Annotated in this window: 21 protein-coding genes; 15 read left to right on the top strand and 6 right to left on the bottom strand. The window is 71.7% G+C overall.

All coding sequences use genetic code 11. The annotated features are described in order from the left end of the window. The first annotated feature begins 43 nt into the window (after positions 1–43). The 6 genes from glgC to LZ604_RS18855 all read left to right on the top strand — a co-directional run bounded on the left by glgC (position 44) and on the right by LZ604_RS18855 (position 8377). Positions 44–1261: a glucose-1-phosphate adenylyltransferase gene (gene glgC / locus LZ604_RS18830; protein WP_234516537.1), complete on the top strand. Its 1218-nt coding sequence runs from the start codon at positions 44–46 to the stop codon at positions 1259–1261. Between the two features lie 203 nt (positions 1262–1464). Further along, a complete protein-coding gene (locus LZ604_RS18835; RefSeq protein WP_234516538.1) occupies positions 1465–3795 on the top strand; it encodes a GH92 family glycosyl hydrolase in 2331 nt (776 codons plus the stop codon). Between the two features lie 156 nt (positions 3796–3951). After that, on the top strand, positions 3952–5313 hold the full coding sequence (locus LZ604_RS18840) for a wax ester/triacylglycerol synthase family O-acyltransferase (protein ID WP_234516539.1): 1362 nt from the start codon (positions 3952–3954) through the stop codon (positions 5311–5313). Between the two features lie 263 nt (positions 5314–5576). Continuing rightward, positions 5577–7067: an SDR family NAD(P)-dependent oxidoreductase gene (locus LZ604_RS18845; RefSeq protein WP_234516540.1), complete on the top strand. Its 1491-nt coding sequence runs from the start codon at positions 5577–5579 to the stop codon at positions 7065–7067. 96 nt (positions 7068–7163) lie between these two features. After that, a complete protein-coding gene (locus LZ604_RS18850; RefSeq protein WP_234516541.1) occupies positions 7164–7397 on the top strand; it encodes a hypothetical protein in 234 nt (77 codons plus the stop codon). Between the two features lie 242 nt (positions 7398–7639). After that, complete coding sequence (locus LZ604_RS18855; RefSeq protein ID WP_234516542.1) at positions 7640–8377, top strand: nucleotidyltransferase domain-containing protein; 738 nt, start codon at positions 7640–7642, stop codon at positions 8375–8377. 103 nt (positions 8378–8480) lie between these two features. Here the strand turns inward: LZ604_RS18855 and LZ604_RS18860 are convergent, their stop codons facing one another. Next, positions 8481–9674 carry a glycosyltransferase 87 family protein gene (locus LZ604_RS18860; RefSeq protein WP_234516543.1) on the bottom strand — a complete coding sequence of 398 codons (1194 nt, stop codon included), beginning with the start codon at positions 9672–9674 and terminating at the stop codon, positions 8481–8483. A 122-nt stretch (positions 9675–9796) separates the two neighbouring features. Then, positions 9797–10291: an HD domain-containing protein gene (locus LZ604_RS18865; protein WP_234516544.1), complete on the bottom strand. Its 495-nt coding sequence runs from the start codon at positions 10289–10291 to the stop codon at positions 9797–9799. A 480-nt stretch (positions 10292–10771) separates the two neighbouring features. On the opposite strand from LZ604_RS18865, the gene LZ604_RS18870 reads away from it, so the two are divergent. The 4 genes from LZ604_RS18870 (at position 10772) to LZ604_RS18885 (ending at position 14196) form a co-directional block, all read left to right on the top strand. After that, positions 10772–10948 (top strand): hypothetical protein, encoded by a 177-nt coding sequence (locus LZ604_RS18870; RefSeq protein WP_234516545.1) that lies wholly within the window; start codon positions 10772–10774, stop codon positions 10946–10948. Between the two features lie 53 nt (positions 10949–11001). After that, positions 11002–11484, top strand: coding sequence for a GNAT family N-acetyltransferase (locus LZ604_RS18875; protein ID WP_234516546.1), 483 nt, complete (start codon positions 11002–11004; stop codon positions 11482–11484). 214 nt (positions 11485–11698) lie between these two features. Beyond that, positions 11699–12583, top strand: coding sequence for an SDR family oxidoreductase (locus tag LZ604_RS18880; protein WP_234516547.1), 885 nt, complete (start codon positions 11699–11701; stop codon positions 12581–12583). An 89-nt stretch (positions 12584–12672) separates the two neighbouring features. Next, positions 12673–14196, top strand: coding sequence for an FAD-dependent oxidoreductase (locus LZ604_RS18885; RefSeq protein ID WP_234516548.1), 1524 nt, complete (start codon positions 12673–12675; stop codon positions 14194–14196). A gap of 6 nt (positions 14197–14202) precedes the next feature. On the opposite strand, the gene LZ604_RS18890 is transcribed toward LZ604_RS18885, so the two are convergent. After that, positions 14203–14562 (bottom strand): TraR/DksA family transcriptional regulator, encoded by a 360-nt coding sequence (locus tag LZ604_RS18890; RefSeq protein WP_234516549.1) that lies wholly within the window; start codon positions 14560–14562, stop codon positions 14203–14205. A 33-nt stretch (positions 14563–14595) separates the two neighbouring features. After that, entirely contained in the window at positions 14596–15780 is a 1185-nt protein-coding gene (locus LZ604_RS18895) for an alcohol dehydrogenase catalytic domain-containing protein (protein ID WP_234516550.1), read from the bottom strand. A 209-nt stretch (positions 15781–15989) separates the two neighbouring features. Between LZ604_RS18895 and LZ604_RS18900 the strand changes: the two genes are divergently transcribed. Further along, on the top strand, positions 15990–16409 hold the full coding sequence (locus tag LZ604_RS18900) for a CBS domain-containing protein (protein ID WP_234516551.1): 420 nt from the start codon (positions 15990–15992) through the stop codon (positions 16407–16409). Between the two features lie 174 nt (positions 16410–16583). On the opposite strand, the gene LZ604_RS18905 is transcribed toward LZ604_RS18900, so the two are convergent. Beyond that, complete coding sequence (locus LZ604_RS18905) at positions 16584–17930, bottom strand: amidase (RefSeq protein WP_234516552.1); 1347 nt, start codon at positions 17928–17930, stop codon at positions 16584–16586. A 177-nt stretch (positions 17931–18107) separates the two neighbouring features. Between LZ604_RS18905 and LZ604_RS18910 the strand changes: the two genes are divergently transcribed. Both LZ604_RS18910 and LZ604_RS18915 read left to right on the top strand, forming a co-directional pair. Beyond that, positions 18108–18758, top strand: a complete 651-nt coding sequence (locus LZ604_RS18910; protein WP_234516553.1) for a hypothetical protein — start codon at positions 18108–18110, stop codon at positions 18756–18758. A gap of 37 nt (positions 18759–18795) precedes the next feature. Continuing rightward, positions 18796–21813 (top strand): alpha-mannosidase, encoded by a 3018-nt coding sequence (locus LZ604_RS18915; protein ID WP_234516554.1) that lies wholly within the window; start codon positions 18796–18798, stop codon positions 21811–21813. Positions 21814–21898: 85 nt separating this feature from the next. Here the strand turns inward: LZ604_RS18915 and LZ604_RS18920 are convergent, their stop codons facing one another. Next, positions 21899–23323, bottom strand: a complete 1425-nt coding sequence (locus LZ604_RS18920; protein WP_234516555.1) for a lipase maturation factor family protein — start codon at positions 23321–23323, stop codon at positions 21899–21901. A 144-nt stretch (positions 23324–23467) separates the two neighbouring features. On the opposite strand from LZ604_RS18920, the gene LZ604_RS18925 reads away from it, so the two are divergent. Next, the gene (locus LZ604_RS18925; protein WP_234516556.1) at positions 23468–25543 is read left to right on the top strand and encodes a SpoIIE family protein phosphatase; all 2076 of its coding nucleotides are present in this window, start codon (positions 23468–23470) and stop codon (positions 25541–25543) included. A 47-nt stretch (positions 25544–25590) separates the two neighbouring features. Continuing rightward, entirely contained in the window at positions 25591–26451 is an 861-nt protein-coding gene (locus LZ604_RS18930) for an Fpg/Nei family DNA glycosylase (protein WP_234516557.1), read from the top strand. The last annotated feature ends 1 nt before the right edge of the window (position 26452 follow it).

Genomic DNA, 26452 nt, shown 5'->3' on the forward strand with positions numbered 1-26452 from the left:
ATTGACAACGGAGCGGCACAACCGGGCGTAGAGGGGCGGCGGTATGCGCGGTGGACCTTCGGTGCTGGGAATCGTCTTGGCCGGTGGTGAGGGGAAGCGGCTGATGCCGCTGACCGCGGACCGCGCCAAACCGGCCGTGACCTTCGGCGGTACCTACCGCCTGGTCGACTTCGTGCTCTCCAACCTCGTCAACGCCGACATCCTGCGCATCTGTGTGCTCACGCAGTACAAGTCGCACTCGCTGGACCGGCACATCACCACCACGTGGCGGATGTCCAGCCTGCTCGGCAACTATGTCACGCCCGTCCCGGCCCAGCAGCGGCTCGGGCCGCGCTGGTACCTGGGCAGCGCCGACGCCATCCTGCAGTCCCTCAACCTGATCTACGACGAACGGCCCGAGTATGTGGCGGTCTTCGGCGCCGATCACGTCTACCGCATGGACCCGCGGCAGATGCTGTCCCAGCACATCGACAGCGGCGCGGGGGTGACCGTGGCGGGAATACGTGTCCCGCGCTCCGAGTCGTCGTCCTTCGGAGTGATCAGCCCCGGCTCCGACGGCCAGTCAGTGGAGCGCTTCCTGGAGAAGCCCGCCGATCCGCCCGGTCTGCCGGACGACCCCGAGTGCGTCTTCGCCTCGATGGGGAACTACCTCTTCACCACCAAGGTGCTGATCGAGGCGCTCCAGCGGGACGCCGAGGACCCCGACTCGGTGCACGACATGGGCGGTTCGATCCTGCCCGCGCTCACCGACAGCGGCGAGGCCCGGCTGTACGACTTCAGCGCCAACCATGTGCCCGGTGAGACCAGCCGCGACCAGGGCTACTGGCGGGACGTCGGCACTCTGGACGCCTACTACGAGGCGCACATGGACCTGATCGCCGAGCGTCCCGCCTTCAACCTGTACAACCGCAGCTGGCCGGTCTACACCCACTCCGGCCAGCTGTCACCGGCCCGCTTCAACGCGGGCGGCATCGCGAGCGAGTCCATCATCAGCGCCGGCTGTCTGATCCGGGGCCAGGTGACGCGCTCGATCCTCTCGCCGGGGGTCGTGGTGGACCCGGGTGCCGTCGTCCAGGGATCGGTCCTGCACGACAATGTGCACGTCGGGCGGGGTGCGATCGTGCGCGGAGCGATCCTGGACAAGAACGTCGAGGTACCGCCGGGCGCGACGATCGGCGTCAACCCCGACCGGGACGCGGAGCTCTACACGGTCTCGAAGGGCGGGGTGATCGCCCTGGGCAAGGGGCAACGCGTGTCGTGAACCGCCCCGACCCACCCCACACGTGCCCCGCCGCATGAACCGACCCGACGGCCCTTCCCGGCACCCGGGGCATCCCAGGGGGGCGCGCGGGGAGCAGCCGGACCGCGACGCGCCACATGCCAAAGCCGCTCATTGCTCCGGAATCCGACATTGCGCCACCACCATGTGCACCAACAATGTCGATCTTCCGGAGGTCTTCCCAGATGAGATGGACCCGGCGCCTGCGGGTGTGCGCCGTGGGCGTGTTGGCGGTCTCCGCGCTGGTGTCGCCGCAGGCCGGCGATGCCGCCGAGCCGAACGACGGCAGGCTCACCGACTTGGTCAACCCCTTCATCGGCACACAGAACGAGGGCAACACCTTCCCGGGTGCCGCCGTCCCCTTCGGCATGGTGCAGCTCTCGCCGGACACCGGCCACAGCACCGGCTACGACTACACCCAGCACCGGATCCGCGGGTTCTCCCTGGTCCACCTCTCCGGTGTCGGGTGCGCCATCGGAGGGGACCTGCCCGTCCTGCCGACGACGGGCGACGTGACCGAGACGGACTACGCCACGTACGCGGCCCCCTTCCGCCACGCCGACGAGCAGGCGAGCCCCGGGTACTACCGGGTCCGGCTGGAGGACGGCGTCGAGGCCGAGTTGACGGCGACCGAGCGCACCGGAGTGCAGCGCTACACCTTCCCGCCCACCGAGAAGGCGAACGTCCTGCTCAACGCGGGCCAGGCGCTGCACAAGAACGTTTCGTCCACCGTCCAGATCCTCGACGACCGCACGGTGCGCACCGAGATCACGGGCAGCGGCTTCTGCCGCTCCACCCGGCCGTACCGGCTCTACACGGTCACCCGCTTCAACCGGCCGTTCACCGCGCACGGAACCTGGTACCAGGACTCGATCACCCCCGGGGCGACGAAGTCGTCGGGCCCGGGGCGCAACGGCGCGTACGTCACCTTCGACACGACCGGGAACCGCACGGTCGAGGCGACCACCGCTCTCTCGTACGTCGACGCCCGGGGCGCCGCTGTCAATCTCGGTACCACGCAAGGACGTTCGTTCGAACGGCTCAGGGAGGACGCCCGCCGGGCGTGGGAGGACCGCCTCGGCGACGTCCGGGTCCAGGGCGGCGACCCCACCCTGCGCACCACCTTCTACTCGTCCCTGTACCGGTCCTTCCTGGCGCCGAACGTCGGCAGCGACGCCGACGGCCGGTACACCGGCTGGGACCACCGGATCCACCGGGCGACGGGGTTCACGTACTACCAGAACTGGTCCCTGTGGGACACCTATCGCACCCAGTCCCAACTGCTCAGCCTGCTCGCGCCGCGCGAGGCGCGCGACATGGCGATCTCCGTGCTCAAGGTCGACGAGGAGGGCGGCTGGCTGCCCAAGTGGGGCTACGGCACCGTCGAGACGAACATCATGAGCGGCGACCCGGTGACCCCTTTCCTCACCCACGCCTACCAGCAGGGTCTGCTCAAGGGCTACGAGAGCCGGGCCTATCGCGCGCTCAAGAAGAACGCCGACGGCGTCCCGCCCCCCGACACCATGTACGTGGGCCGGGAGGTCAACCGCGAATACATCGCTCACGGCTTCGCGCCGTACGTCAAGGCCCGCCCGTACGCCAAGCCGGGCGACTCCGACTATCACCACGGCGCCTCCGTGACCCTGGAGTACGCGCTGTCCGACGCGATGCTCGCCCAGATGGCGCGCGACCTGGGACACCGCGCGGACGCGGAGCGCTATGCGGCCCGGTCGCGCAGCTACCGCACCATCTTCGACCCGTCGACCGGCTTCTTCCGTGCCCGGGACGCCTCCGGTGCCTTCACCGGGCAGGTCGACCCGGCCAGGAGCGAGGGCTTCCACGAGGGCACCGCCTGGCAGTACCAGTGGCTCGTGCCGCAGGACCTCCGCGGCATGGTCGGCCTCCTCGGCGGCGAGAAGGCGGCCAACGAACGCCTCGACGCCTTCTTCGCCTACGACCGCCTGCTGAAGGACCCGGCGGGGACGGCGCGCAAGGTCTGGGTGAACGGCCCGTACGCGTACTACAACGCGGACAAGTACAACCCGCAGAACGAACCCGACCTCATCGCCCCGTACACCTATCTGTCGACCGGCCGGCCGTGGCAGACCACGGATGTGGTGCACGCCGCGCTGACCCTCTTCACCGACGGGCCGACCGGCATGACCGGCAACGACGACCTGGGCACGATGTCCGCCTGGAACGTCCTCTCGTCGATCGGCGTCTTCCCGGTGCAGCCCGGCTTCGGCACCTGGGGCCTGAGCACGCCCGTCTTCGACCGGGTCGACCTGGTCCTGGACCCGGCCTACTACCCGCGCGGCGGACTGACCGTCACCGCGCCGGGCACCTCGGACCGCGACCGGTACGTCCAGGAGGTCCGCATCGACGGGGTGAAGTACGACCGGACGTACATCACGACCGACACACTGCGTCGTCTGGGCACGCTGGAGTTCACGGTCGGCGGGCGCCCATCCGAGTGGGGTACGGCGCCGGACGCCGCGCCGCCTTCGCTGAAGTGACCGCCTGGTCACCTCACGAGTCCCATGAGTCCCCCACTCACCCAAGAGGAGGGACTTAATCCGCCATTAACTGTACGTAACCTGATCGTACTTGACCGTAATCATCTGTCGGAGGTTGACTTCTTGCTTCATCCATCGTCGACGCGAGGCAAGCCATTGACTTCTGACCTGCTCGCACCACTCGACCTGGCGTTCTGGAACATCGAGTCCGCCCGGCACCCGATGCACCTCGGGGCCCTCGGCGTCTTCTCGTGCCACTCGCCCACCGCGGGCGCTCACGCAGCCGATCTCCTGGCGGCGCGCGCCGCCGCGGTGTCCGGGCTGCGCATGAGAATCCGCGACGTCTGGCTGCCGGCCGTGCGTCTGCCCCGCGACCTCACCGGCGTGCGGCTTCCGCTCGCCCTCGGCGGAGCCGCCCGTGAACCCGCCCCCGACTTCGACCCGCTGGATCATGTGCGGCTGCATGCGCCGACCAGCGACTTCCACGCCGCCGCGGGCCGGCTCATGGAGCGCCCGCTGGAGCGGGGCCGACCGCCGTGGGAGGCGCATGTGCTGCCGGGGGAGTCCGGCACCAGCTTCGCCGTCCTCTTCAAGTTCCACCACGCGCTCGCCGACGGACTGCGCGCCCTGACGCTCGCGGCCGCCGTCATGGACCCGATGGACATGCCGGAGCCCCGCCCGCGCCCCCCGGAGCCCGCCCGTGGACTCCTGCCCGACGTGCGCAAACTCCCCGGTCTGCTGCGCGGCACCCTCGCCGATGTGGGCCGTGCCCTGGACATCGGGGCCTCCGTCGCACGGTCCACCCTCGGCATGCGGACCTCCTCCGCGCTGGTCTCGGAGCCCAGCGGCACCCGCCGCACCGCCGGAGTCGTCCTCGACCTCGACGACGTGCACCGGGTGCGCAAGTCGGCGGGCGGCACGGTCAACGACGTACTGATCGCGGTCGTCGCGGGCGCCCTGCGCCGCTGGCTCGACGAACGCGGCGACGGCAGCGAGGGCGTCGCGCCGCGCGCCCTGATCCCCGTCTCCAACCGCCGCCCCCGCACCGCCCAGCCCCAGGGCAACCGGCTCTCCGGCTACCTGATACGGCTCCCGGTCGGTGATCCGGACCCGCTGGAGCGGCTGCGGGCGGTGCGCACGGCCATGGACCGCAACAAGGACGCCGGGCCCAACCGCGGCGCGGGCGCGGTCGCGCTGCTGGCGGACCATGTGCCCGCGCTGGGCCACCGGCTGGGCGGACCGCTGGTCAGCCAGGCCGCACGGCTCTGGTTCGACATCCTGGTCACCAGCGTCCCGCTGCCCAGCCTCGGCCTGAAGCTCGGCGGCAACCCGCTCACCGAGATCTACCCGCTCGCCCCGCTGGCCAGCGGCCAGTCCCTGGCGGTGGCGGTCTCGACGTACCGCGGCCGGGTCCACTACGGCCTCGTCGCCGACGGCCGGGCGGTCCCGGACCTGGAACTGCTGGCACGTGCGGTGACGGAGGAGGTGGAGGCGCTGCTGGAGGCCTGCGGCACCTGATCCACGCCGTCGGGCCGCCCCCCTCGGGCTCGGCGGGGCTCGCCCGTGCGCCGCGGGTGAGCCCCGCGCGGGACCCCGGCGGACGCACGGACACGCCACGGCTCGCCGCCCGCATTCCGGGCACGTCCGGTTCCGTCGGCCGGTCACCGCCCGCCGTCGCCGCCGGCGCGGGTTTGGTGACCGGCCCGGTGCTCCGTAAAATTCCGCGTTCGAAGGCGAGCGCGGTCGGAGCGCTGCGCGGGTGAGCGAGGAACGGCAGCGCGATGACGGTGACAGAGGACGGCCTGGCGGGCGGCGGCTCGGCGGCCGCGGAAGAGGTGCCGTATGCGCCCGGCATCGACCCGGAGCGCCTGGCCGTCTGCCTGAGCGTGCTGGAGGAACTCGACCGGCTGGATGTCGACCACCCCGACGCGATCAAGGTGCGCAGGGCCACCTCGCACATCTACCGCGTGGTCAAGCAGCGCCGCCGTCAGGAGCGCCGGGCCGCCAAGACCGCCCATGACAAGGCGGTCACCGAGTCGACGGCGACCGGCTCCGCGCAGCGCATCGACGACGAGACCGAGGGCATCCTGCCGTCGTCGGTCACCGAGGCCGGTCAGATCGCGGGGATACTCCAGCGCCCCCGATCCTGCTACGTCTGCAAGTCCCGCTATGTCGAGGTCGACTACTTCTATCACCAGCTCTGCCCGGACTGCGCCGACGAGAACAGGGCTCGCCGGGACGCGCGCACCGACCTCACGGGCAAGCGGGCCCTGCTCACCGGCGGCCGCGCCAAGATCGGCATGTACATCGCGCTGCGGCTGCTGCGGGACGGCGCCCACACCACCATCACCACGCGTTTCCCCAACGACGCGATCCGCCGCTTCAAGGCCCAGCCCGACAGCGACGAGTGGATCCACCGTCTGAAGATCGTCGGGATCGACCTGCGCGACCCGGCCCAGGTGGTGGCGCTCGCCGACTCGGTGGCCGCCGAGGGCCCCCTCGACATCCTGATCAACAATGCCGCGCAGACCGTGCGCCGCTCCCCGCAGGCATACAGCGAGCTGGTGGCCGCCGAGTCGGCGCCGCTGCCCGCGGGCGAACTGCCCTCCGCGGAGGTCATCGGCTCCTTCGGCTCCGGGGCCGTGGCCGCGCTGCCCGTGGCCGGCGGCGGCGCGCTGACCGCGCAGGACGTCACCGGCCTGGCGCTGGTCTCCGGCTCGGCCTCGCTGGAACGGATCGCGGCCGGCACGGCCATCGACGCGGGCGGACTCGTACCCGATCTCCACGACACCAACAGCTGGGTGCAGACCGTCGAGGAGGTCACGCCGGTCGAGCTGCTGGAGGTGCAGCTCTGCAACTCCACGGCCCCCTTCATACTGATCAGCCGCCTGCGCCCGGCGATGGCGGCCGCGTCGGCCCGGCGCACGTACATCGTGAACGTCTCGGCGATGGAGGGCGTCTTCGGCCGCGGATACAAGGGCGCGGGGCACCCGCACACCAACATGGCCAAGGCAGCCCTGAACATGCTCACCCGCACCAGCGCCCAGGAGATGTTCGAGAAGGACCGCATCCTGATGACGGCGGTCGACACCGGCTGGATCACCGACGAGCGCCCGCATCCCGACAAGGTGCGCATGGCGGACGCCGGCTTCCACGCCCCGCTCGACCTCGTGGACGGCGCTGCCCGGGTATACGATCCGATTGTGCGCGGCGAGCAGGGTGAGGACCTGTACGGCGTCTTCCTGAAGGACTACGCGCCCGGCAAGTGGTGAGCCGGGCGGCGGCCCGGCGGCGGTGACGAGCCGCCCCCGGCGCGTGGACCGGCGTCGGATGGGAACTCGCTCTGATGAGCACCGCAAGGAGTTCCCATGTCCATCCCCCACGAGATCGACCGGCGCGCCGCCGGCGATCCGCGCAACCGCTATATGAGCGACGAACAGTTCTACCGGTCCGACCGTCCGCTGCATCCTGTCCTGCCGGAGGACCGGCCACGCGGCGGCGCGGCCCCTGCCCCGATGAAGCACCGCGGCGCGTGGAGCACGGTGCTGCTGATCGTCTGCATCTTCCTGCTGATCGCCGCCGGGATCGCGCTGTTCCCGTGAGCGATCGGACGTCACACGTGTGACGGCCCACGCCCCGGAGGCGGAGGACTCCGGGGCGTGCGCCGCTGTGCGCGCATCCGTGCGGAAAACGGTTGGCCGGGAAGGGGGACGGCTGGCTAGCGTCCCGGCATGACCTGGCTTCCCGCTGACTTCGTCCACCCCGTCCGGGTGGCCCTCCGGGACGCCGGCCGGCGGGACTCCGCGTCCCCCGGTACCACAGCGCTCAAGGAGGGCGGCCGGCCATGACCGTTCCCCATGTCCTTCTCTCCGGCATCGTCGGCTCGACCGCGTACGGGCTCGCCCACCAGGGCTCGGATGTGGACCGGATGGGCCTGTTCGCGGCGCCCACCGAGCAACTGCACGGTCTGCACCGGCCGAAGGAGTCCCATGTCACCACGGCCCCGGACAGCACCCTGCACGAGGCCGCCAAGTGGTGCCGGCTCGCCCTCGGCGGCAACCCGACCGCCATGGAACTCGTCTGGCTGCCCGAGGAGTTGTACGAGGTGCGCACGCCGCTCGGCGAGGAGCTGATCGGCATCCGTACGTCGTTCCTGTGCGCGAGGCGCGTCCGCGACGCCTATCTCGGATATGCCACCCAGCAGTTCCGGCGCCTCGAAGCCCGTGGCGACGGCTCCTTCTCGGCGGACACCCGCAAACGCACCGCCAAACACGCCCGCCACCTCAAGCGGCTGTGCCACCAGGGCCTGGAGCTGTACACCACGGGACGGCTGACGATCCGCGTCGACGACCCGGACGAGTACCACGACTTCGGCGAGCGGGTGGCCGCGGACGCCTCCGTGGCGCTGCCGCTGCTCCGGTTCTACGAGAGCGCCTTCGACGAGAGGCCCAGCGTGCTGCCGGAACGGCCCGACGAGGCACCGGCCGAGGCATGGCTGCGCCGCGTGCGTGCCCGCTTCTACGCCCCGGGGGCCGCAGTCGCATCCGGCCGTCCCCTGGACGTCCCCGGGCAACGGCGTTGAGGCGCCGGCCGGTCGGACGCCGTACATCCTGCGGCGGGGCGGCGCACAGGCGCCCGGGCGCCGGGCGGTGTCCGTCGCTCCACGGGAGCGGCGGCCGGGCGCTCTAGGCCCGGATGGCGGAGAGGTCACCGGGCTCCCGGGCGGGAGTCCGGTCGGGGCTGCCTGCGATGGCGAGCAGGGACAGGACGGCGCAGACGGTGTAGGCCGTCCCGGGCCAGGCCAGCAGGGCCGGGTACGGCCTCGGGTGCGGCAGCCGGTCCTCCGCGCGGATCAGCAGCGGGACCAGGCGGCCGACGGTGGCCAGGGCCCAGGCCGCCAGTGTGACCCGGTGGAGCAGCCGCCGCCGGCCCGGCCCGTGTGCCAGCCACATCATGGTCGGCAGGCACCAGACCCAGTGATGGCTCCAGGCGATGGGGGAGACCAGTAATCCGTACAGTTCGGCGCAGACCAGGACACCGAGCAGGTCATGGTGCCGTACGGCACGCCGTACGGCACCGGCCGCCAGAGCGGTGACCACAGCGAGTCCTGCCCACCAGGCCAGGTGGGCGAGGGTGTCGGGGCCGAGGAGCCGTTCGAGCGCTCCGCGCAGCGACTGGTTGCGCACCGACCAGGCCGGGCCGATGCGCTGAGTGTCCGTCAGCAGGCCGAACCAGTAGCGTGCCGACTCCCGCGGGGCGATCACCCAGGCCAGGGCCGTCGCCCCGGCGGCGGCGGCGACGGCCCACGCCGCGGCCCGCCACTGCCGCGTGGCCAGCAGATACAGTCCGCCGAAGGCCGGAGTCAGTTTCACCGCGGCCGCCAGGCCGAGGCCCGTTCCCCGTGCCGCCGGCGTGCGCGGCACCGCGAGCGCCGCGAGCACCAAGGCGCACAGCAGCAGATTGACCTGGCCCTGGTCCAGGGTGTGGCGCACCGGTTCCAGCCACAGGCCGGCTGCGGTCCAGAGCAGGACGCGGGACCGTGCGGGCCGCTCGCTGCCGGTGGACAGCAGCCGGTCGGCACAGCCGATCACCACCGCGACGGCCGCCACGGAGGCCGCCTGCCACAGGACGACCAGGGCCGTCCAGGGCGGTTGTGCGAGTGGCAGGAACACCAGTGCGGCGAAGGGCGGGTAGGTGAACGGCAGCACGGGGATCGGCGGATTCGTGTGCAGCCCGTAGCCGTAGAGGCCACCGGTGAGCACCAGCGGGGACGCCTCGCGGTAGACCCGCAGATCCAGGGGGGCGGGAGGGAAGGCGAGGACGGCCAGCAGATGCAGGGTCAGGGAGGCGCCCAGACACCACCCGGCATGCCGGGTCATCCATGTGCGGATGACCCGGCCCCTGCCCGGAGTGGTGGGGTGTCGGCGGCGCACCCCGCAGAGTGTGGCACGGACCGTCGGCCGTCGAAGCCATTGCTCCGACCGGCAGCACGTCGCACGCCTCAGTCCACGGCCCCCAGCCGGGCATGACGGGCCGCCACCAGTTCGAGCACCGTCCGCCAGTCCTCCAGCACGCCGGCGTCCAGGCCCCTCACATGGGCCGCCTCGTCCGCATGACGCAAGGTGAGTGCGTCCTCGGCCAGCGGGTCGCGGGCGAACGCGGCCGCCTCCTGCTGTGTCATCGCCGGATGGCGCCCCGCGACGGAGTGCAGGCGTACGAGACGGGAGACCCGTTCACCCAGCAGGGGCCGTACCGCGTCGGCACCCCTCTCCGCATGCCCGCCCTCGTCGTCCGGCTGTAGCAGCAGCCCGATGTCGTGCACCAGGCCGGCCACCTGGAGTTCCTTGTCCGCGGGGTGACTTCGGCGCAGCAGGGCGGCGGTCTGCAGGGCGTGTTCGTGCACATCGACCCGCTCGTCGCCGCGGTCCGGCGTGCGCCGCGCGCCCCGGCAGGCGTGCAGCAGATCCATCAGCTCCTCGACGCTGCGCAGCTCCATGCGTCAGTCCTCCCGCGAGAAAAGCCGTTGCCGGCGGTCAGCAGATCATGTGGAGCTTGCGACTCAGCCAACAGGACCTGAACTGAGCACCGTACGCTCCGAACCGGGCACCCGCGGTACCGGTGCCGGTTCGACGACGGCGCTGAACGAGTGGCCGTAAACAAGGATTCTCGTGTCAAAACGGTTAATAATCGGACCGGATGAGCGCCAGATGACTCACGACAGTTACCTGGTTGTTTCAGCCCCATCGAGCGGGCACCCGCTCATTTGGTTAACCTGGACTGTGCGGACAGCCTTTGGGTTCCACCCGACCCACGGTCCGTCCCGGGACAAGCCGGTCACCACGGCCTTCTCTCGTACGAGTTGCCGGCGCCACCGCGTCCGACCTGTTTTCGACTCAGACCCGAGCGGACGTCGAGGGCGCAGCGGCAGACTGGACCGGAACGTCCCGAGGGTTACCCGACACATAAGGAGTGCGCGGTGACACCGGAGAAAACGAATCGCGATCAGCGTCCCAAGGAACGCGGGGAGCGCGGGGGCCGACGGACGGAGCAGAAGCTCGGCAGTCTGGACGTGTGGGCCCGGTCCGCCCCCATCCGGCTGGCGGGCTACGAGGACGACCTCGCCGAGCCACACATCCTGCCGAGCGTCGACTGACCTCACGGAACCGTCATGATCGCTGATGGCATGGGCGTGCCGGACTGGCGCCCATGCTGATCAGGGAAGCCGCGGCCGAGGACTGGCCGCGCATATGGCCTTTCTGGCACCGGATCGTCACCGCCGCCGAGACCTACACCTGGGACCCGGACACCCCGAAGGACGCGGCGCGCGGCCTGTGGATGGGGCCGGGCAAGCGCGTGCACGTCGCCGAGGACGACACCGGTGCGGTCGTCGGCTCGGCGTATGTCACCCCGAACTACGGCGGCCCCGCCGCGCACGTCGCGAACGCGGCCTTCATGGTGGATCCCGACCACGCGGGACGGGGCATCGGCCGCGCCCTCGCCGAACACATCCTGGATGCGGCGAGGGCCCAGGGCTATCGCGCCATGGTCTTCAACGCGGTCGTGGAGACCAACCCGGCGGTCAAGCTGTGGCTGTCCCTCGGCTTCACCATTCTGGGCACCGTCCCGGACGCCTACCAGCACCCGCGCTTCGGCATGGTCGGGCTCCATGTCATGTATCGGCCATTGTGAGGATCCGTCCCCGACGGCCGCCGGTGCGGTGCCACCAGTCCTGCCTGCGGGAAGACGCACGTGTCGATCACGTGCGGCGGGGGACTCGGTGGGGGTGCGGGCGTAGCCGTGCGGGTGAGAGCCCCGAGCGGTTCACGCCCCTCTGCTGCGACCGGGCACGGGGAGGCCGGCTCCCTCCGCCCGGACCGCCCGCACCGGCAGGAAGGCAGGGAACGTGAAGGACAACGCACCGCAGCACCCCGGAGAGCGGCACCCACGGCCGGAGTTCCCCCAGCAGGACCAGCCGCATCCCGGCTGGACCGGCCCGATGGACCCGCCGCCCGACCATGGCGAGGACTCCTACCGCGGACACGGGCTGCTCACGGATCGCAAGACCGTCGTGACAGGTGGTGACTCCGGGATCGGGCGGGCCGTGTCGCTGGCCTTCGCCCGCGAGGGCGCGGACGTCCTGTTCACCCATTTGGCGGAGGAGGGTGAGGAGGCGCGTGAAACGGCGCGCCTGGTCGAGGAGGCGGGCCGCAAGGCGGTCCCCATGGTCTGCGACATCCGCGAGGAGGAGCAGTGCGACCGGCTGGTCGAGCGGGCCCTCGCCGAGTTCGGGCGCATCGACGTCCTGGTCAACAACGCCGCGTACCAGATGTCCCAGCCCGACGGCATCCAGGCCGTGAGCACCGAGCAGTTCGACCGCGTGATGCGCACCAACCTGTACGGCATGTTCTGGCTGTGCAAGAAGGCGCTGCCCCACATGCCTCCCGGGGGGTCGATCATCAACAGCACCTCCGTGCAGGCGTACAAGCCCAGTCCGCACCTGCTCGACTACGCGACCAGCAAGGGCGCCATCGTGACGTTCACCCAGGGCCTGGCCCAGATGGTCGCCTCCGACGGCATCCGCGTGAACGCCGTGGCCCCCGGTCCGGTCTGGACGCCGCTCATCCCCGCGACCATGCCGGACACCACCGAGTTCGGCAAGAAGGCTCCCCTGGGCAGGCCCGCCCAGCCGGCCGAAATGGCCCCCGCGTATGTGTTCCTCGCCTCCCAGCAGGCGAGCTACATCACCGCCGAGATCCTCAACGCCACGGGCGGTACGCCACTGCCCTGACAGCCCGGGCGCCGGGCGCCGTGCGGGCGTGGCGCCGCCGCGGCTCCCGAGCACGCTTCGGAGATCGGGTTCTGGGAACACGGGACCGCATGAGCGAGCACACCGGCGCACAGGCGTCGTACTGGATCGAGACCGCGCCGGGGCTTCCGCGTCCGGCCCTGACCGAGGATCTCACCGTCGACGTGGCCGTGATCGGCGCCGGGATGGCCGGGCTCAGCACCGCCTGGGAGGTGGCGCAGAGCGGCCGCAGCGTCGCCGTACTGGAGGCCGGCCGCCTCGCCGGGGGTGTCACCGGGCATACGACGGCCAAGCTCACCGCCCTCCACACGCTCGTCTACCAGCGTCTGCGCCACACCCGCGGCGCCGAGGGCGCGAGGCTGTACGGCCGCTCCCAGACGGAGGCCCTCCGCAGGGCCGCCGAGCTGGTCGCGCAGCTCGGCATCGACTGCGACTGGGAGGCCGCTCCCGCGTTCACCTACACGTCGGACCGCGAGCGGATTCCGGAGCTGCGTGCCGAGGCGGAGGCCGCCCGGGATGCGGGGCTGCCGGCCGAGTTCGTCACCGAGACGGAGCTGCCCTATCCCGTGGCGGGGGCGGTCAGGGTCACCGACCAGGCGCAGTTCCATCCGCGCAAGTACCTCCTCGCGCTGGCCGCCGCGCTCGAGGAGCGGGGTGCCCTGCTCCACGAGCACACCCGCGTCGTCGGGCTGCACGAGGGCGACCCCTGCCGTCTGCGCACCGAAGCGGGGCACACGGTCACGGCCCGGGACGTCGTGGTGGCCACCCACTACCCGATCTTCGACCGCGCGATGCTGTTCGCCCGGCTCTCCCCGCGGCGCGAACTGGTCCTCACGGCCCCGATCGACGCGAGCCGCGCACCCAACGGCATGTACATCACACCCGAAGAGAACACCCGTTCGCTCCGGACCGCTCCCCACGGGGACGGCACCCGGCTGCTGATCGTCACCGGGGAGCACTTCACCCCCGGCACGGCGGACGTCGAGGAACGCTTCACGCGCCTGGCCGACTGGGCCACCGGGCACTTCGGCCCGCTCGACTTCACGTACCGCTGGGCCACCCAGGACAACGACTCCACCGACACGGTGCCGCTCGTAGGCCCCCTGCACGCCGCGAGCCGCCACACCTATGTCGCCTCCGGCTTCGGCGGATGGGGCCTCAGCGGCGGCATCATGGCGGGGCTTCTGCTCTCCGCCCTGATCGACGGCCGGGAACCGCCGTGGGCCCATCTGTACGACCCGCGCCGGGTGGCCGCCGTGGTGCGCGAGGCGCCCGCCTTCGTCAAGCACCAGGCCCAGGTCGCCCAGCACTTCGTCTGGGACCGGCTGCCACCGCTGGCCGGGGGCTCGGTCGACGACCTCGCCCGCGGCGAGGGCGCGGTGATCCGCGTCGGCACCCGTGTGTGCGCCGTGGCCCGCGACGAGGAGGGACAGGTACGGGCCCTGTCGGCCCGGTGTACGCATATGGGCTGCCTGGTCGCCTTCAACGGTGCCGAGCAGGCCTGGGAGTGCCCCTGCCACGGCTCACGCTTCGGCCTGGACGGGAGCGTTCTCCAGGGCCCGGCCACCCGGCCGCTGGACAGGCGGGAGCTGTAGCGCCTCTCAGGCGCCGGCCCCCGCCCGGGCGCAGTCGATGCACACCTCCGTGTGCGGCACGGCCAGCAGACGGTCACGGCCGATGACGTCACCGCACACCGCGCACCGCCCGTAGCCGGGAGTCCCCACCTTCGGCAGGGTGGCGAGGACCCGGTTCAACAGGGTCCGGGCACGCTCCGCGTCCGCGCGCAGGGCCTCCAGCGCAATCACCTTCGCGCCCACGTCGGCCGCGTCGAGGTCGCAGTCGGCGTAGAGGGTGGGCATCTTCGATTCGGCCGCCGAGAGCTCCTCGCGCAGGGCGTCCGCCTCCGCGGTGAGCCGGTCGGTGATCTCCCGCAGGTCGTCGGCCGACAACTTCGTGGGCATAGCTGCTCCACCTCCGTCGGGACAGTGACACGCTCAGGGCTTCAGGAGAGTCTTGACCATCCCGTCCTCCTTGGCCTGGAACATCGCGTAGGCCTTGGGGGCGTCCTCGAGCGGCATGGCGTGGGTCTTGAAGGTGTCCACACCGAGCGGGTCCTCGTCCGTCAGCAGCGGGAGGATCCGCTCCACCCAGTTCCACACATTCGCCTGACCCATGCGTACCTGGATCTGCTTGTCGAACATCGTCAGCAACGGCATCGGGCTGGCGGCCCCGCCGTACACCCCGGACACCGAGACGGTGCCGCCCCGGCGCACCAGGTCGACCGCCGCGTACAGGGCGCCGAGCCGGTCCACTCCTGCGTGCTCCATCAGGGACTGCGCCACGGCGTCCGGCAGCAGACCGGTGATCCACTGCGCCGCCTTGGCGAACGGTGCGCCGTGCGCCTCCATGCCGACGGCGTCGATCACGGAGTCCGTGCCGCGCCCCTCGGTGAGCTCGCGCACGGCCTCGACCAGATCCTTGTCGTGGAGACGAAGATCCAGACAGGTGACCCCGCGTGCCGCGGCGCGCTCCAGACGCTCGTCCACCAGGTCCACGCCGATCACCAGACCGGCGCCGCGGTGCAGGGCGATCCGGGCCGCCATGTCGCCGATGGGGCCGAGGCCGAGGACGGTCACGCTTCCGCCCTCGGGTATCGCGGCGTACTCCACCGCCTGCCAGGCGGTGGGCAGGACGTCGGAGAGGTAGACGTAACGGTCGTCCGGCGGCCCGGCGGGCACCTTCACGGGCAGCTTGTTGCCGAACGGCACCCGCAGGAACTCGGCCTGCCCGCCCGGCACCTGCCCGTACAGCCTGGTGTACCCGAACAGCGCGGCGCCCGTGCCCTGCTCCCTGCCGTGGGTCGTCTCGCACTGGGAATGCAGGCCCTGGTTGCACATGAAACAGTCACGGCAGCACACGTTGAACGGAATGACCACCCGGTCGCCCGGCCGGAGCGCGTGAACCTGGGGTCCGACCTCCTCGACGACGCCCATGGGCTCATGACCGAGGACGTCGCCGGGCTCGAGGTAGGGGCCGAGCACTTCGTACAGATGGAGGTCCGAACCACAGATCCCGGTGGATGTGATCCGGATGATGACGTCATCGGGCTTCTCCATCCGGGGGTCGGGGACGGTCTCGACGCGGACGTCCCGACGACCCTGCCAGGTCAGTGCTCGCATGTGCGCTCTCCAGCGGTCTGAAGCTTCGGTCCAAGGCCTCCCGAGTCCCCTCGGGCCCGCGTTCGACACCCGGCGGGGCGGGAGACACGGCCGCGTCGCGCGCGGCGCCCGGATTGCACGGGCTCGTGACGTGCAGCGCCCCGTTCGTCGGGTACCCGGCGCCTGAAGCGGCGGTGAAAGGCACCGCTGCCCGGGAGAAGGGATCCGAGATGGCCCAGCACGTACGCGACATCATGACCGCGGAACCCGTCACGGTGGAGCCGCAGACCGCGGTCACCAGGGTGGCCCAGATGATGCGCGACCAGAACATCGGCGCCGTGCTCGTGACGGAGGGCGATGAGCTGCGCGGTCTGGTCAGCGACCGCGATCTCGTGGTGCGCGCGCTCGCGGAGGGTGTGGACCCGGAGGAGACCACGGTGGCCCGTGCCTGCAGTGCCGATCTCGTCACCATCACACCCGACGAGGACATCGACCAGGCGGTGCACCTGATGCGCGAGCACCATGTCCGCCGGATCCCGGTCGTGGAAGGCGGGCACCCGGTGGGGATCATCTCGCTCGGCGACCTGGCCATCGAACGGGACCCGGGGTCGGCGCTCGGCGACATCAGCGCCGCACGGCCGAACGCCTAGCCCACCGCACCGGCCCCACGCCGGAAAGTGGGACCGGAACCAGAAAAAAAAGAGGGGGAGCCGGGCCGACGGCCGTTGCCGCGGAGGCAGAGCCCCCCCGCGGTCCCATGCCCGGCTTCCCCGGCGTGCACTCGGTGGGCCCTCGCTCGGCCGGGGCCCGTCGGATCGGCCCGCTCAGTCCAGAGGCGCCGTCCGCTGCCACGGCCGCAGCGCCTCCAGTTGCGCCGCCACCTCCAGCAGCGCCGCCTCCGAGCCCGGCCGTCCGACCAGTTGGACCGCGCAGGGCGCGCCGCCGGGGAGCGTGCCGAACGGGACCGACATCGCCGGCCATCCCGTGAGATTCCAGGGCGGGGTCATGGGGGAGTAGTTGGTGTTGGCCAGCAGATTGCGCAGCCAGCCGCGTTCGTGCCACGCCGCGGCGGCCGGGGCCCGGCGCGCGAGCGCGGGAGTGAGCAGGACGTCGTGCCCGGCGAAGAACGGCTCCAGGTGCCGCCGCAACTGCTCGCGGCGGCCGCCGGAGCGTACGCCCTTCACAAAACGGTGGCCCACCGCCGCGTGGACCCGGGTCCGCCGGGACAGCCGGCGCGGGTCGAGGCCCTCGGCGTCGACCGCCGTGCCCGCCGTCCAGTGGGCGAGCGACGTCGTGCCCAGCCACCAGGGATACGGCGGTTCGGCCGGACGCACGTCGTGGCCCGCCCTCGCGAGCAGCCCGGCCGCCGCGCGTGCCGCCTCGGCGTACGGCCGGCTCACGGTCACTCCGGGCAGGGGGCTGCGGAGCGAGAGGGCGATGGTGCGTGCGGCCGTCTCCGGCGCCTCACGGGTATCCCGCCGGTCCGCGAGGACGTCGAACATCAGCCGGGCGTCCTCCACCGTCGTCGCGAGGGGGCCGTTCTCCGACATGCCGAACCAGTCGCCGTTGCCGATCCCGGCCGGCACCGTGCCATGGCCCGGCTTGAGGGCGACGAGCCCGCAGTTGGCCGCGGGGATGCGCAGCGAGCCCATCCCGTCGTTGCCGAGCGCGATCGGCACCATGGCGGCGGCCACCGCCGCCGCGCTGCCGCCCGAGGAGCCGCCCGCCGTGCGGGAGGTGTCCCACGGGTTGCGGGCCGTTCCGTGCACCCCCTCCGTGGTGCCGAAGACACACAGCTCCGGCACGTTCGTCAGACCCACGACGACCGCTCCCGCCGCGCGGAGCCGGGCCACGGTGACATGGTCGTGCTCAGCGGGGGTGTCCGGGGTCGCCGCCGATCCGTTGCGGGTGGACTCGCCGCGCACGGCCAGGTTGTCCTTGACCGCCACCGGCACACCGGCCAGGGGGAGCCGGGCCAGGTCGGGACGGTCCGCGACCTCCTCCGCCTCGGCGAGCGCCGCCTGCGCGCGTACGTGGCGGAAGGCGCCGACACGGCCGTCGAGCCGTGCGATCCGGGCGAGGTGCTCCGCTACGACCTCGTGCGGGCTGGCCCGCTTCTCGCGTACGGCGGCGGCGATCTCGGCGGCGGTACGGCCGACCCAGCTGCTCACGGGCGCTCCCTGTCGGTGCTCGGCGTGGTTGAGGCGTGGACGTACTGGCGAGTACGAGGAGCACTGTGCACGGTCCGGGCTCCCGCGTCGAGTGCCTGGCGGTGTCTTGTCACCAGCGTCACGAACGCCCCGCCTGTCACCGACGACGCGTCGCTCATGCCGCCGACTCCCCGGCGCTTGCGGAGAGTTCGGCGGGAACATTCCACGGAACCGCCCGCGGAACCGGCCACGCTGGACCTGTACGCGCCCCTGCTGCCGATCGGCCCCGACACGGTCGTCGAGCTGACCCACCGGGTGGACGCGGGCCACGTACAGCCGGAACCGGCGGTCGCCACCGCCGAGCCCGGCGGCCCCGGCCAGGCACCCACGTACCCCCTCTTTCCGGTCGCCGCCGGCGGCGCCGGCCGGCAGACCACGGCCGTACCGCTGACCGGCCTGTCCGGCACCCTGCGCAGGCCGGCCGTACGGCTCACGGGCGGCGGCCAGGTGCGCCGGCGGCTCGGCGGACTCGCGGTCCGGGAGACGCCCACCAGCCCGGCCGCCCCCGTCGCCCTGCGCATCACCGACGCCGACGGCGGCAGTCCGCGCTTCGCCCGGCAGCCGGCCCCCGGCACGGCCCACGGGCAGCCGCCTCCGCCCCGCGCCACTGCGAAGCACAGCGTCCTGCCCGACGGCACGCGCCGCTTCCCGGGCGGCACCTGCCGGCGCGCGTACTGCGCCGGCGAACTCGCCCCCGAGCAGGACGAGAGCGTCGCACGGTTCGAACTGCGCACGGTCGGGGAGCTCTACAACGTCTCCATGCCCGCCACGACCACCCCTCGCTGGTAACCCCGGCACCTCCCGTCCTCACCCCACGGAGCACGCCATGCATGACGACCGCACCCTGGTCGAGGCCCGACTGAGGCGAGTCCTCGACGAGCGCATCCGCCCCGCCGTGTACCCCGAGTCCGTACCGCTGCACGTGGCGGTGTGGCATGCGCCCGGCGAGCCCGTCCCGGTCGCCGAGGGCCTGGCCGCCCCGGCCGAGCCGATCGCGGTGGGCGCACGCTGGGGTGCCCCGTGGGGCACCAGCTGGTTCCGGGTGACCGGGACCGTCCCGGACGCCTGGGCCGGGAGGACCGTCGAGGCGCTGCTGGACCTCGGCTTCGACGAGAACATGCCGGGCTTCCAGTGCGAGGGGCTTGTGTACCGGCCCGACGGCACCCCGGTGAAGGGTCTCAACCCGCGCAACCAGTGGGTACGGATCGGCTCCCCCGTCGAGGGCGGTGAGGAGGTCGACCTGCGCATCGAGGCGGCGTCCAACCCGGTCGTCATGGGCTACCACCCCTTCCAGCCCACGCGGCTCGGCGACAAGGAGACCGCGGGCAGAGAGCCCCAGTACCGGCTCACGCGCATGGACCTCGCCGTCTTCGACGAGACCGTGTGGCAGCTCGTGATGGACCTGGAGGTGCTCGGCGAGCTGATGGGGGAGCTGCCGGTGGAGTCCGGACGGCGCTGGGAGATCCTGCGCGCCGTGGAGCGGGCGTTGGACGCGGTCGACCTCCAGGACGTGGGCGGGTCGGCCGAGGGCGCCCGGACTCGGCTGGCCGATGTCCTGGCGGCGCCCGCAGCGCCCTCCGCGCACCGGATCAGCGCCGTGGGGCACGCGCACATCGACTCGGCGTGGCTGTGGCCGCTGAGGGAGACCGTGCGCAAGGTCGCCCGGACGGCGTCCAACATGACCGCGCTGATCGAGGACGAACCCGAGTTCGTCTTCGCCATGTCGCAGGCGCAGCAGTGGGCGTGGGTGAAGGAGCACCGGCCCGAGGTGTGGGCCCGGGTGAAGAAGGCGGTCGCGGAGGGCCGGTTCGTGCCCGCGGGCGGTATGTGGGTGGAGTCGGACACCAACATGCCGGGTTCGGAGGCGATGGCCCGTCAGTTCGTGCACGGCAAGCGGTTCTTCCTCGACGAGTTCGGGATCGAGAACGACGAGGCGTGGCTGCCCGACACGTTCGGCTTCGCGGCCGGGCTGCCGCAGATCATCAAGGCGGCGGGCTCCAGGTGGCTGCTCACCCAGAAGATCTCCTGGAGCCGGACGAACAAGTTCCCGCATCACAGCTTTCTGTGGGAGGGCATCGACGGGACACGGATCTTCACCCACTTCCCGCCCGTCGACACCTACAACTGCTCCATGAAGGGCAGCGAAATCGCCCACGCGGTACGGAACTTCAAGGACAAGGGATTGGCCCGGAACTCGCTCGCGCCGACCGGCTGGGGCGACGGAGGCGGCGGCACGACGCGCGAGATGGTGGCGAAGGCGGCGCGGCTGCGCGACCTCGAGGGCTCGGCGAGGGTGGTGTGGGAGACGCCGCGGGAGTTCTTCACCAAGGCGGAGGCGGAGTATCCCCACCCGCCGGTCTGGGTGGGCGAACTGTATCTGGAGCTGCACCGTGCCACGCTGACCAGCCAGGCGAAGACCAAGCAGGGCAATCGGCGCAGCGAGCATCTGCTGCGGGAGGCCGAGCTGTGGGCGGCCACGGCCGCCGTCCGCACCGGGTTCCGCTACCCGTACGAGGAACTGGACCGCGTCTGGAAGACGGTCCTGCTGCACCAGTTCCACGACATCCTGCCCGGCTCGTCGATCGCCTGGGTGCATCGCGAGGCACGGGCGACGTACGAGCGGATCGCCGCCGAGCTGAACGAGATCATCAAGGCCGCGCAGCGGGCGCTGGCCGGCGAGGGGACCCTGCCGCTGACGTTCAACGCGGCGCCGCACGCCCGTGCCGGGATCCCCGCGGGCGGCGCGGGCACTCCCGCCGAAGCGGGCCGGGTCGGCCGGGAGACCCGGCCGGGCGGCGGCTTCGTCCTCGACAACGGGCTGCTGCGCGTGCAGATCGACGGGCGGGGACTGGTCGTCTCCGCGTACGACATCGAGGCCGGCCGGGAGACCGTCGCACCGGGACGCGCCGCGAACCTCCTCCAGCTCCACCCCGACTTCCCCAACATGTGGGACGCCTGGGACGTGGACGCGTTCTACCGGAACACGGTCACCGACCTCCTGGACGCAGAGGAGGTCGTCCCCGGCGAGGACGGCGCCTCGGTCCGGGTCCTGCGGTCCTTCGGCGCGTCCCGCGTCACCCAGGTGCTCTCGCTGGCGCCGGGGGAACGGCGGCTGGAGATCGACACGGAGGTGGACTGGCACGAGACGGAGAAGTTCCTGAAGCTGGCCTTCCCGCTGGACCTGCATGCCGAACGCTATGCGTCCGAGACCCAGTTCGGGCACTTCTACCGGCCGACGCACACCAACACCTCGTGGGAGGCGGCGAAGTTCGAGGCGTGCAACCACCGCTTCGTGCATCTGGAGGAGCCCGGCTGGGGGGTGGCCGTGGTGAACGACTCGACCTACGGCCACGACGTGACGCGCACGGTACGGGAGACGGACTCCGGTACGACCACCACCGTCCGGGCGTCCCTCCTGCGCGCCCCGCGGTTCCCCGACCCGGAGACGGACCAGGGACTCCATCGCTTCCGGCACGCCCTGGTGCCGGGGGCCACGATCGGCGACGCGGTTCGCGAAGGCTGGCGGATCAACCTGCCCGAACGGCGGCTGAGCGGTAAGCGCGCGGTGCCACCGCTGGTGACCGTGGCGGAGGACGCGGTCGTGCTGACGGCGGTCAAACTGGCTGACGACGGCAGCGGGGACGTCGTCGTACGCTTCCACGAGTCCCGGGGCGGCCGTACGCGCGCCATACTCACGGCGGACTTCGACGTCGCGGCGGTCACCACGACGGACCTTCTGGAGCGCCCGCTCGGCGACCGGCCCGCACCGCACCGCGACGGCGACCGGATCACGCTGCGGCTGCGCCCGTTCGAGCTGGTGACGCTGCGGCTGAAGCGGGTCTGAGCGGCTGCGCGTGCACCGCGGGCCCGGCCCGTGGTGCACCCGCGACGCGGCGGACGCGGATCTTCGAGGGCACCTGCCGGCGCGTCTACCGCCTCTGCGCCATCGGGGCGGCCAGCCGTGTCGGGGGCATGAACTCCCGGACGTAGCTCCGGTGCCAGCACGCCCCCGTCTCCCGCAGTTCGCGCCAGGTGGTGAACCGGTAGTGGTACAGGCTGGCCCGTATGAATCGCGGTGGTGCGTCCGGCGGGAACGGGGAGCGGCGCAGCAGCCGCAGCGTGTCCCGGTCGTTTTCGAGCAGACGTTCGACCAGACCGCCGAACCACGACCCCGCGTACGCCGGGGAAAGCGCCGCGAACCACATCAGCCAGTCGAGTCGCAGATGGTACGGGGCGTACTGGTGCGGCCAGCGCCGTGGATCGCCCGGCTTGCCCTTGAACTCGTACTCCCGCCAGTCCGAGTCCTCGCGCGGCACGTCGTCCGCCGTGCCCTCGACCACCACCTCGTAGCGCGTCCGGCTCACGCTGCCGAACGCGCCGTAGGTGTTGACGAGGTGCAGCGGGTCGAAGGAGCGGTTCATGACCTGGCCGCTGGAGACCATGTTGCGCACGGGGTGGTAGCTGAGGCAGACCAGGCCCGCACAGACCACCAGCACGAGGACCGCGTACCACAGCGGCGGCCCGGACACCGCCGGGGCGGTGGTGGCGAACCGGACCGCCGACAGGGCCAGGACGATCGTGATCCAGTTGAGCCAGGAGAAGTTGCCGGACAGCACCAGCCACAGCTGGGTCAGGATCATCAGTGACGCGGCGGCCGTGGCGATCGGCTGAGGGGTGAACAGCAGCACCGGGACGACAAGCTGGGTGACATGGTTGGCCGCCACCTCGACGCGGTGCAGCGGCTTCGGCAGATGGTGGAAGAACCAGCTCAGCGGGCCCGGCATGGGCTGGGTCTCGTGGTGGTAGTCCAGACAGGTCAGCTGCCGCCAGCACGCGTCCCCGCGGATCTTGATGAGCCCGGCGCCGAACTCCACGCGGAACAGGATCCAGCGCAGCAGGAACAGCACCACGACCGGCGGGGCGACCTCGTCGTTGCCCAGGAAGACCGCAAGGAAGCCGACCTCCAGCAGCAGCGACTCCCAGCCGAACGAGTACCAGGTCTGGCCGACGTTGACGATCGACAGGTACAGCGCCCAGGGGATCAGCCAGAGCACCATCGCGGCCCAGAGCGGCACCTGGGAGTCGAGCCCGGCGATCAGCGCCGCCGACACCGCGCACCCCGCCCAGGACCAGGCGGCGAAGAAGCGGTCCGAGTAGCGGAGATGGAAGACGCTCGGCGCCTGCCGGAACGGGACCCGGGCGACGAAACGCGGCACCGGCAGCATTCCGCGCTCCCCGATCAGCGCACGGAACTGCAGGGCCGCGGTCAGGAAGGCGAAGAGGTACACCACCGCCAGGGCCCGCTGGAAGACCAGCCGGCTCAGCCAGTACTCCGGTGCGACGAACCAGTTCACGGTGACCGCTCCTCTCCCTCCAGTGTGGCCCCGGTACCCCTCGCCGGCCGGTCCGGCCGTCGCGGTGCGCAGGCGGCTCGCCACATGCGTCACCTGCCCCCGGCAGGACTCGAAGATTCGCGGAAACCCTGGCATGGTGGCCCCATGGCTGAGCGGGGAGCGAGCGCCCTGGCGCTCCCGGAGAACTGGCCGGCCCACCCGGATCCGGTCCTGGCGCTCAATCGCATGGGCAGCTTCGACTGGGACCTCGACTCCGGACTCATCCACATGGACGCCCAGGCCCACGAGATCTTCGACATACGCTCCGGGGAGTTCGACGGCCGTGTCGAAACCCTGACCGGCCGCGTCCCGCCGCACGAGGGCCGGCGTCTCGACGCCCTGATCGCCCGGGCCATCAAGGACGGCAGTGAGAACTACGGCGCCTACTTCCGCGTCCGTTGCCACGACGGCACCCTGCGCTGGACCCACACCCAGGGCTATATCAGGCGAGACGGGACGGGGCGGCCGCGCCGCATCATCGGCATCGTCCGCGACGCCACCCAGGAGCTCCGCGACAGCCGGGCACGCGCCGACCAGGCCTTGCAGGACGAGGCCGTGCGCCAGCAGACGAGCGTGGTCCAGACCACCACCGCGGCGCTGGCACACGCCCGCACCGTGCAGGACGTCATCGACGTCCTCAAGGACAGCCACGGACTCACCCACCTGGGCGCCGCCAGCCTGGTGGTCGGCCTGGTGGAGGCCGGGCGCATCCGGCTGGTCGCCGAGGGACCCGCGAGCGCGTCCGTACCGGGCACCGAGATCACCCGTATCGACGAGCCGTATCCGATGGGTGAGGTGGTCCGCACCCTCAGCCCCCGGTTCATCGAGTCCCCGGAGGAGTTCGCCGAGCACTACCCGATCCTGTGGCCGCACCTCACGGACCTGCACATCACCTCGGCCGCCTATCTGCCGCTGATCGTGCAGGCCCGCCCCATCGGCGCGATGGGCCTGCTCTACGACGACCACCGCGGCTTCACCCCGGAGGAACGCAACGTCCTCCTCGCGCTGGGCAGCAGCATCGCGCAGAGCCTCCAGCGCGCCATGTTCTACGACCAGGAGATGGACCTCGCCCAGGGACTTCAGCAGGCGATGCTGCCGCGCTCCATCCCGAGCGTGCCCGGCGCCGACATCGCCGTCCGTTACCGCTCGCCGTCGCTCGGCCGGGACATCGGCGGCGACTGGTACGACCTGATCCCGCTGCCCGGCGGCCGGGTCGGCGCGGTCATCGGCGACGTCCAGGGCCACGACACCCATGCGGCCGCCGTCATGGGCCAGCTGCGGGTGGCGCTGCGGGCGTACGCCGCCGAAGGCCACAACCCCGCCACCGTGATGGCGCGTGCCTCGGTGTTCCTCAAGGAACTCGACCCCGATCGCTTCGCGACCTGCCTCTACGCCGAGGCCGACCTGTCCACGGGGGTGGTGCAGCTGGTCCGGGCAGGCCATATCGACCCGATGCTGAGGTCTGCCGGTGGGGGCTCCTGCCGGCCGCTGCCGGTCGAGGGCGGACTGCCCCTCGGTCTGTCCGCCGAGTTCGGCGGGCTCACCTACCCGGTCACCACCGTCGAGCTGGAACCGGGCCAGACCCTGCTGATGTGCACCGACGGCCTGGTCGAACGGCCGGGGGCCGACCTCTCCGAGGGCGTGCAGACGCTGCAGAAGCTGGTCTGTTCCGCTCCCGACGATGTCCAGGACCTGGCCGACCGGCTCATCAGGGTCGCCGCGCAACGGGGCGGAGACGACGACGTGGCCCTGTTGCTGCTGCGGCGCGGGGGCCTGGCCCAGCGCTCCGGAGGCCGGCTTCAGCAGCATGTCGCACTGGGTGATCCGGAGGCCCTCGTCGAGGCCCGCCGTATGATCCGGTCCGCCGTCCGCTCCTGGGGCGCCGGTGAGCGGTCCGACGAGATCGAACTGGTCGCCGACGAACTGATCAGCAACGTCCTCATGCACACCGAGGGCCCGGCGACCGTCACCCTGCGGGTCATCACCGGACACGACCGCAGGTTCCGGGTGGAGGTCGAGGACTCCTCCAGCGCCCTGCCCCGCCGCCGTGACGCGGGCGTCCTCGGGGTCTCGGGCCGGGGCCTGCTGCTCGTCGACCGGCTCGCGGACGACTGGGGTGTGGAGTCACGCGGCGTCGGCAAGGTCGTCTGGGCCGAGTTCAGGGTCGTGCCCCGCCGCTGAGCCGCACGACGGGTCGCGAGCGCGGTGGCCGGTGGCACCCTGGACACATGCCGGAACTGCCCGAGGTCGAAGCACTCAAGGACTTCCTCACCGACCATGTCGTCGGCCACGAGGTCGTCCGTGTGCTGCCCGTCGCGATCAGTGTTCTGAAGACCTACGACCCGCCGGTCGCCGCCCTGGAGGGCCGCGCGATCACGGCCGTACGCCGGTACGGCAAGTTCCTGGACCTCCAGGCCGACGGGCTGCACCTCGTCACCCACCTGGCGCGCGCCGGCTGGCTCCAGTGGCGGGACCGCCTGCCCGACGGCCCGCCCCGCCCCGGCAAGGGCCCGCTCGCCCTGAGGGTGGCCCTGGAGACGGGGGAGGGCTTCGACCTGACGGAGGCCGGCACCCAGAAGCGGCTCGCGGTGTACGTCGTGCGGGATCCGCAGGAGGTCCCCGGAGTGGCCCGGCTGGGTCCGGATCCGCTGGCCGACGACTTCGGGGAGCAGCGTCTTGTGAAGCTCCTGGCGGGTGAGCGCCGGCAGATCAAGGGCGTGTTGCGCGATCAGAGTCTGATCGCGGGTGTCGGCAACGCCTACAGCGACGAGATCCTGCACGCGGCGAGGATGTCCCCGTTCAAACTGGCTTCGTCGCTGTCGCCGGAGGAGGTCCGGGGCCTGTACGAGGCGCTGCGCACGACGCTCGTGGAGGCGGTCGAGCGCTCACGCGGTCTGGCCGCCGGGCGCCTCAAGGCGGAGAAGAAGAGCGGCCTGAGGGTCCACGGCCGCACGGGAGAACCCTGCCCGGTGTGCGGCGACACCATCCGTGAGGTGTCCTTCAGCGACTCCTCGCTGCAGTACTGCCCGACGTGCCAGACCGGCGGCAAGCCGCTCGCCGACCGCAGGATGTCACGGCTGCTGAAGTAGC

Origin of the sequence: Streptomyces glomeratus (assembly GCF_021462825.1) — a bacterium.
GTDB classification, from domain to species: domain Bacteria; phylum Actinomycetota; class Actinomycetes; order Streptomycetales; family Streptomycetaceae; genus Streptomyces; species Streptomyces glomeratus.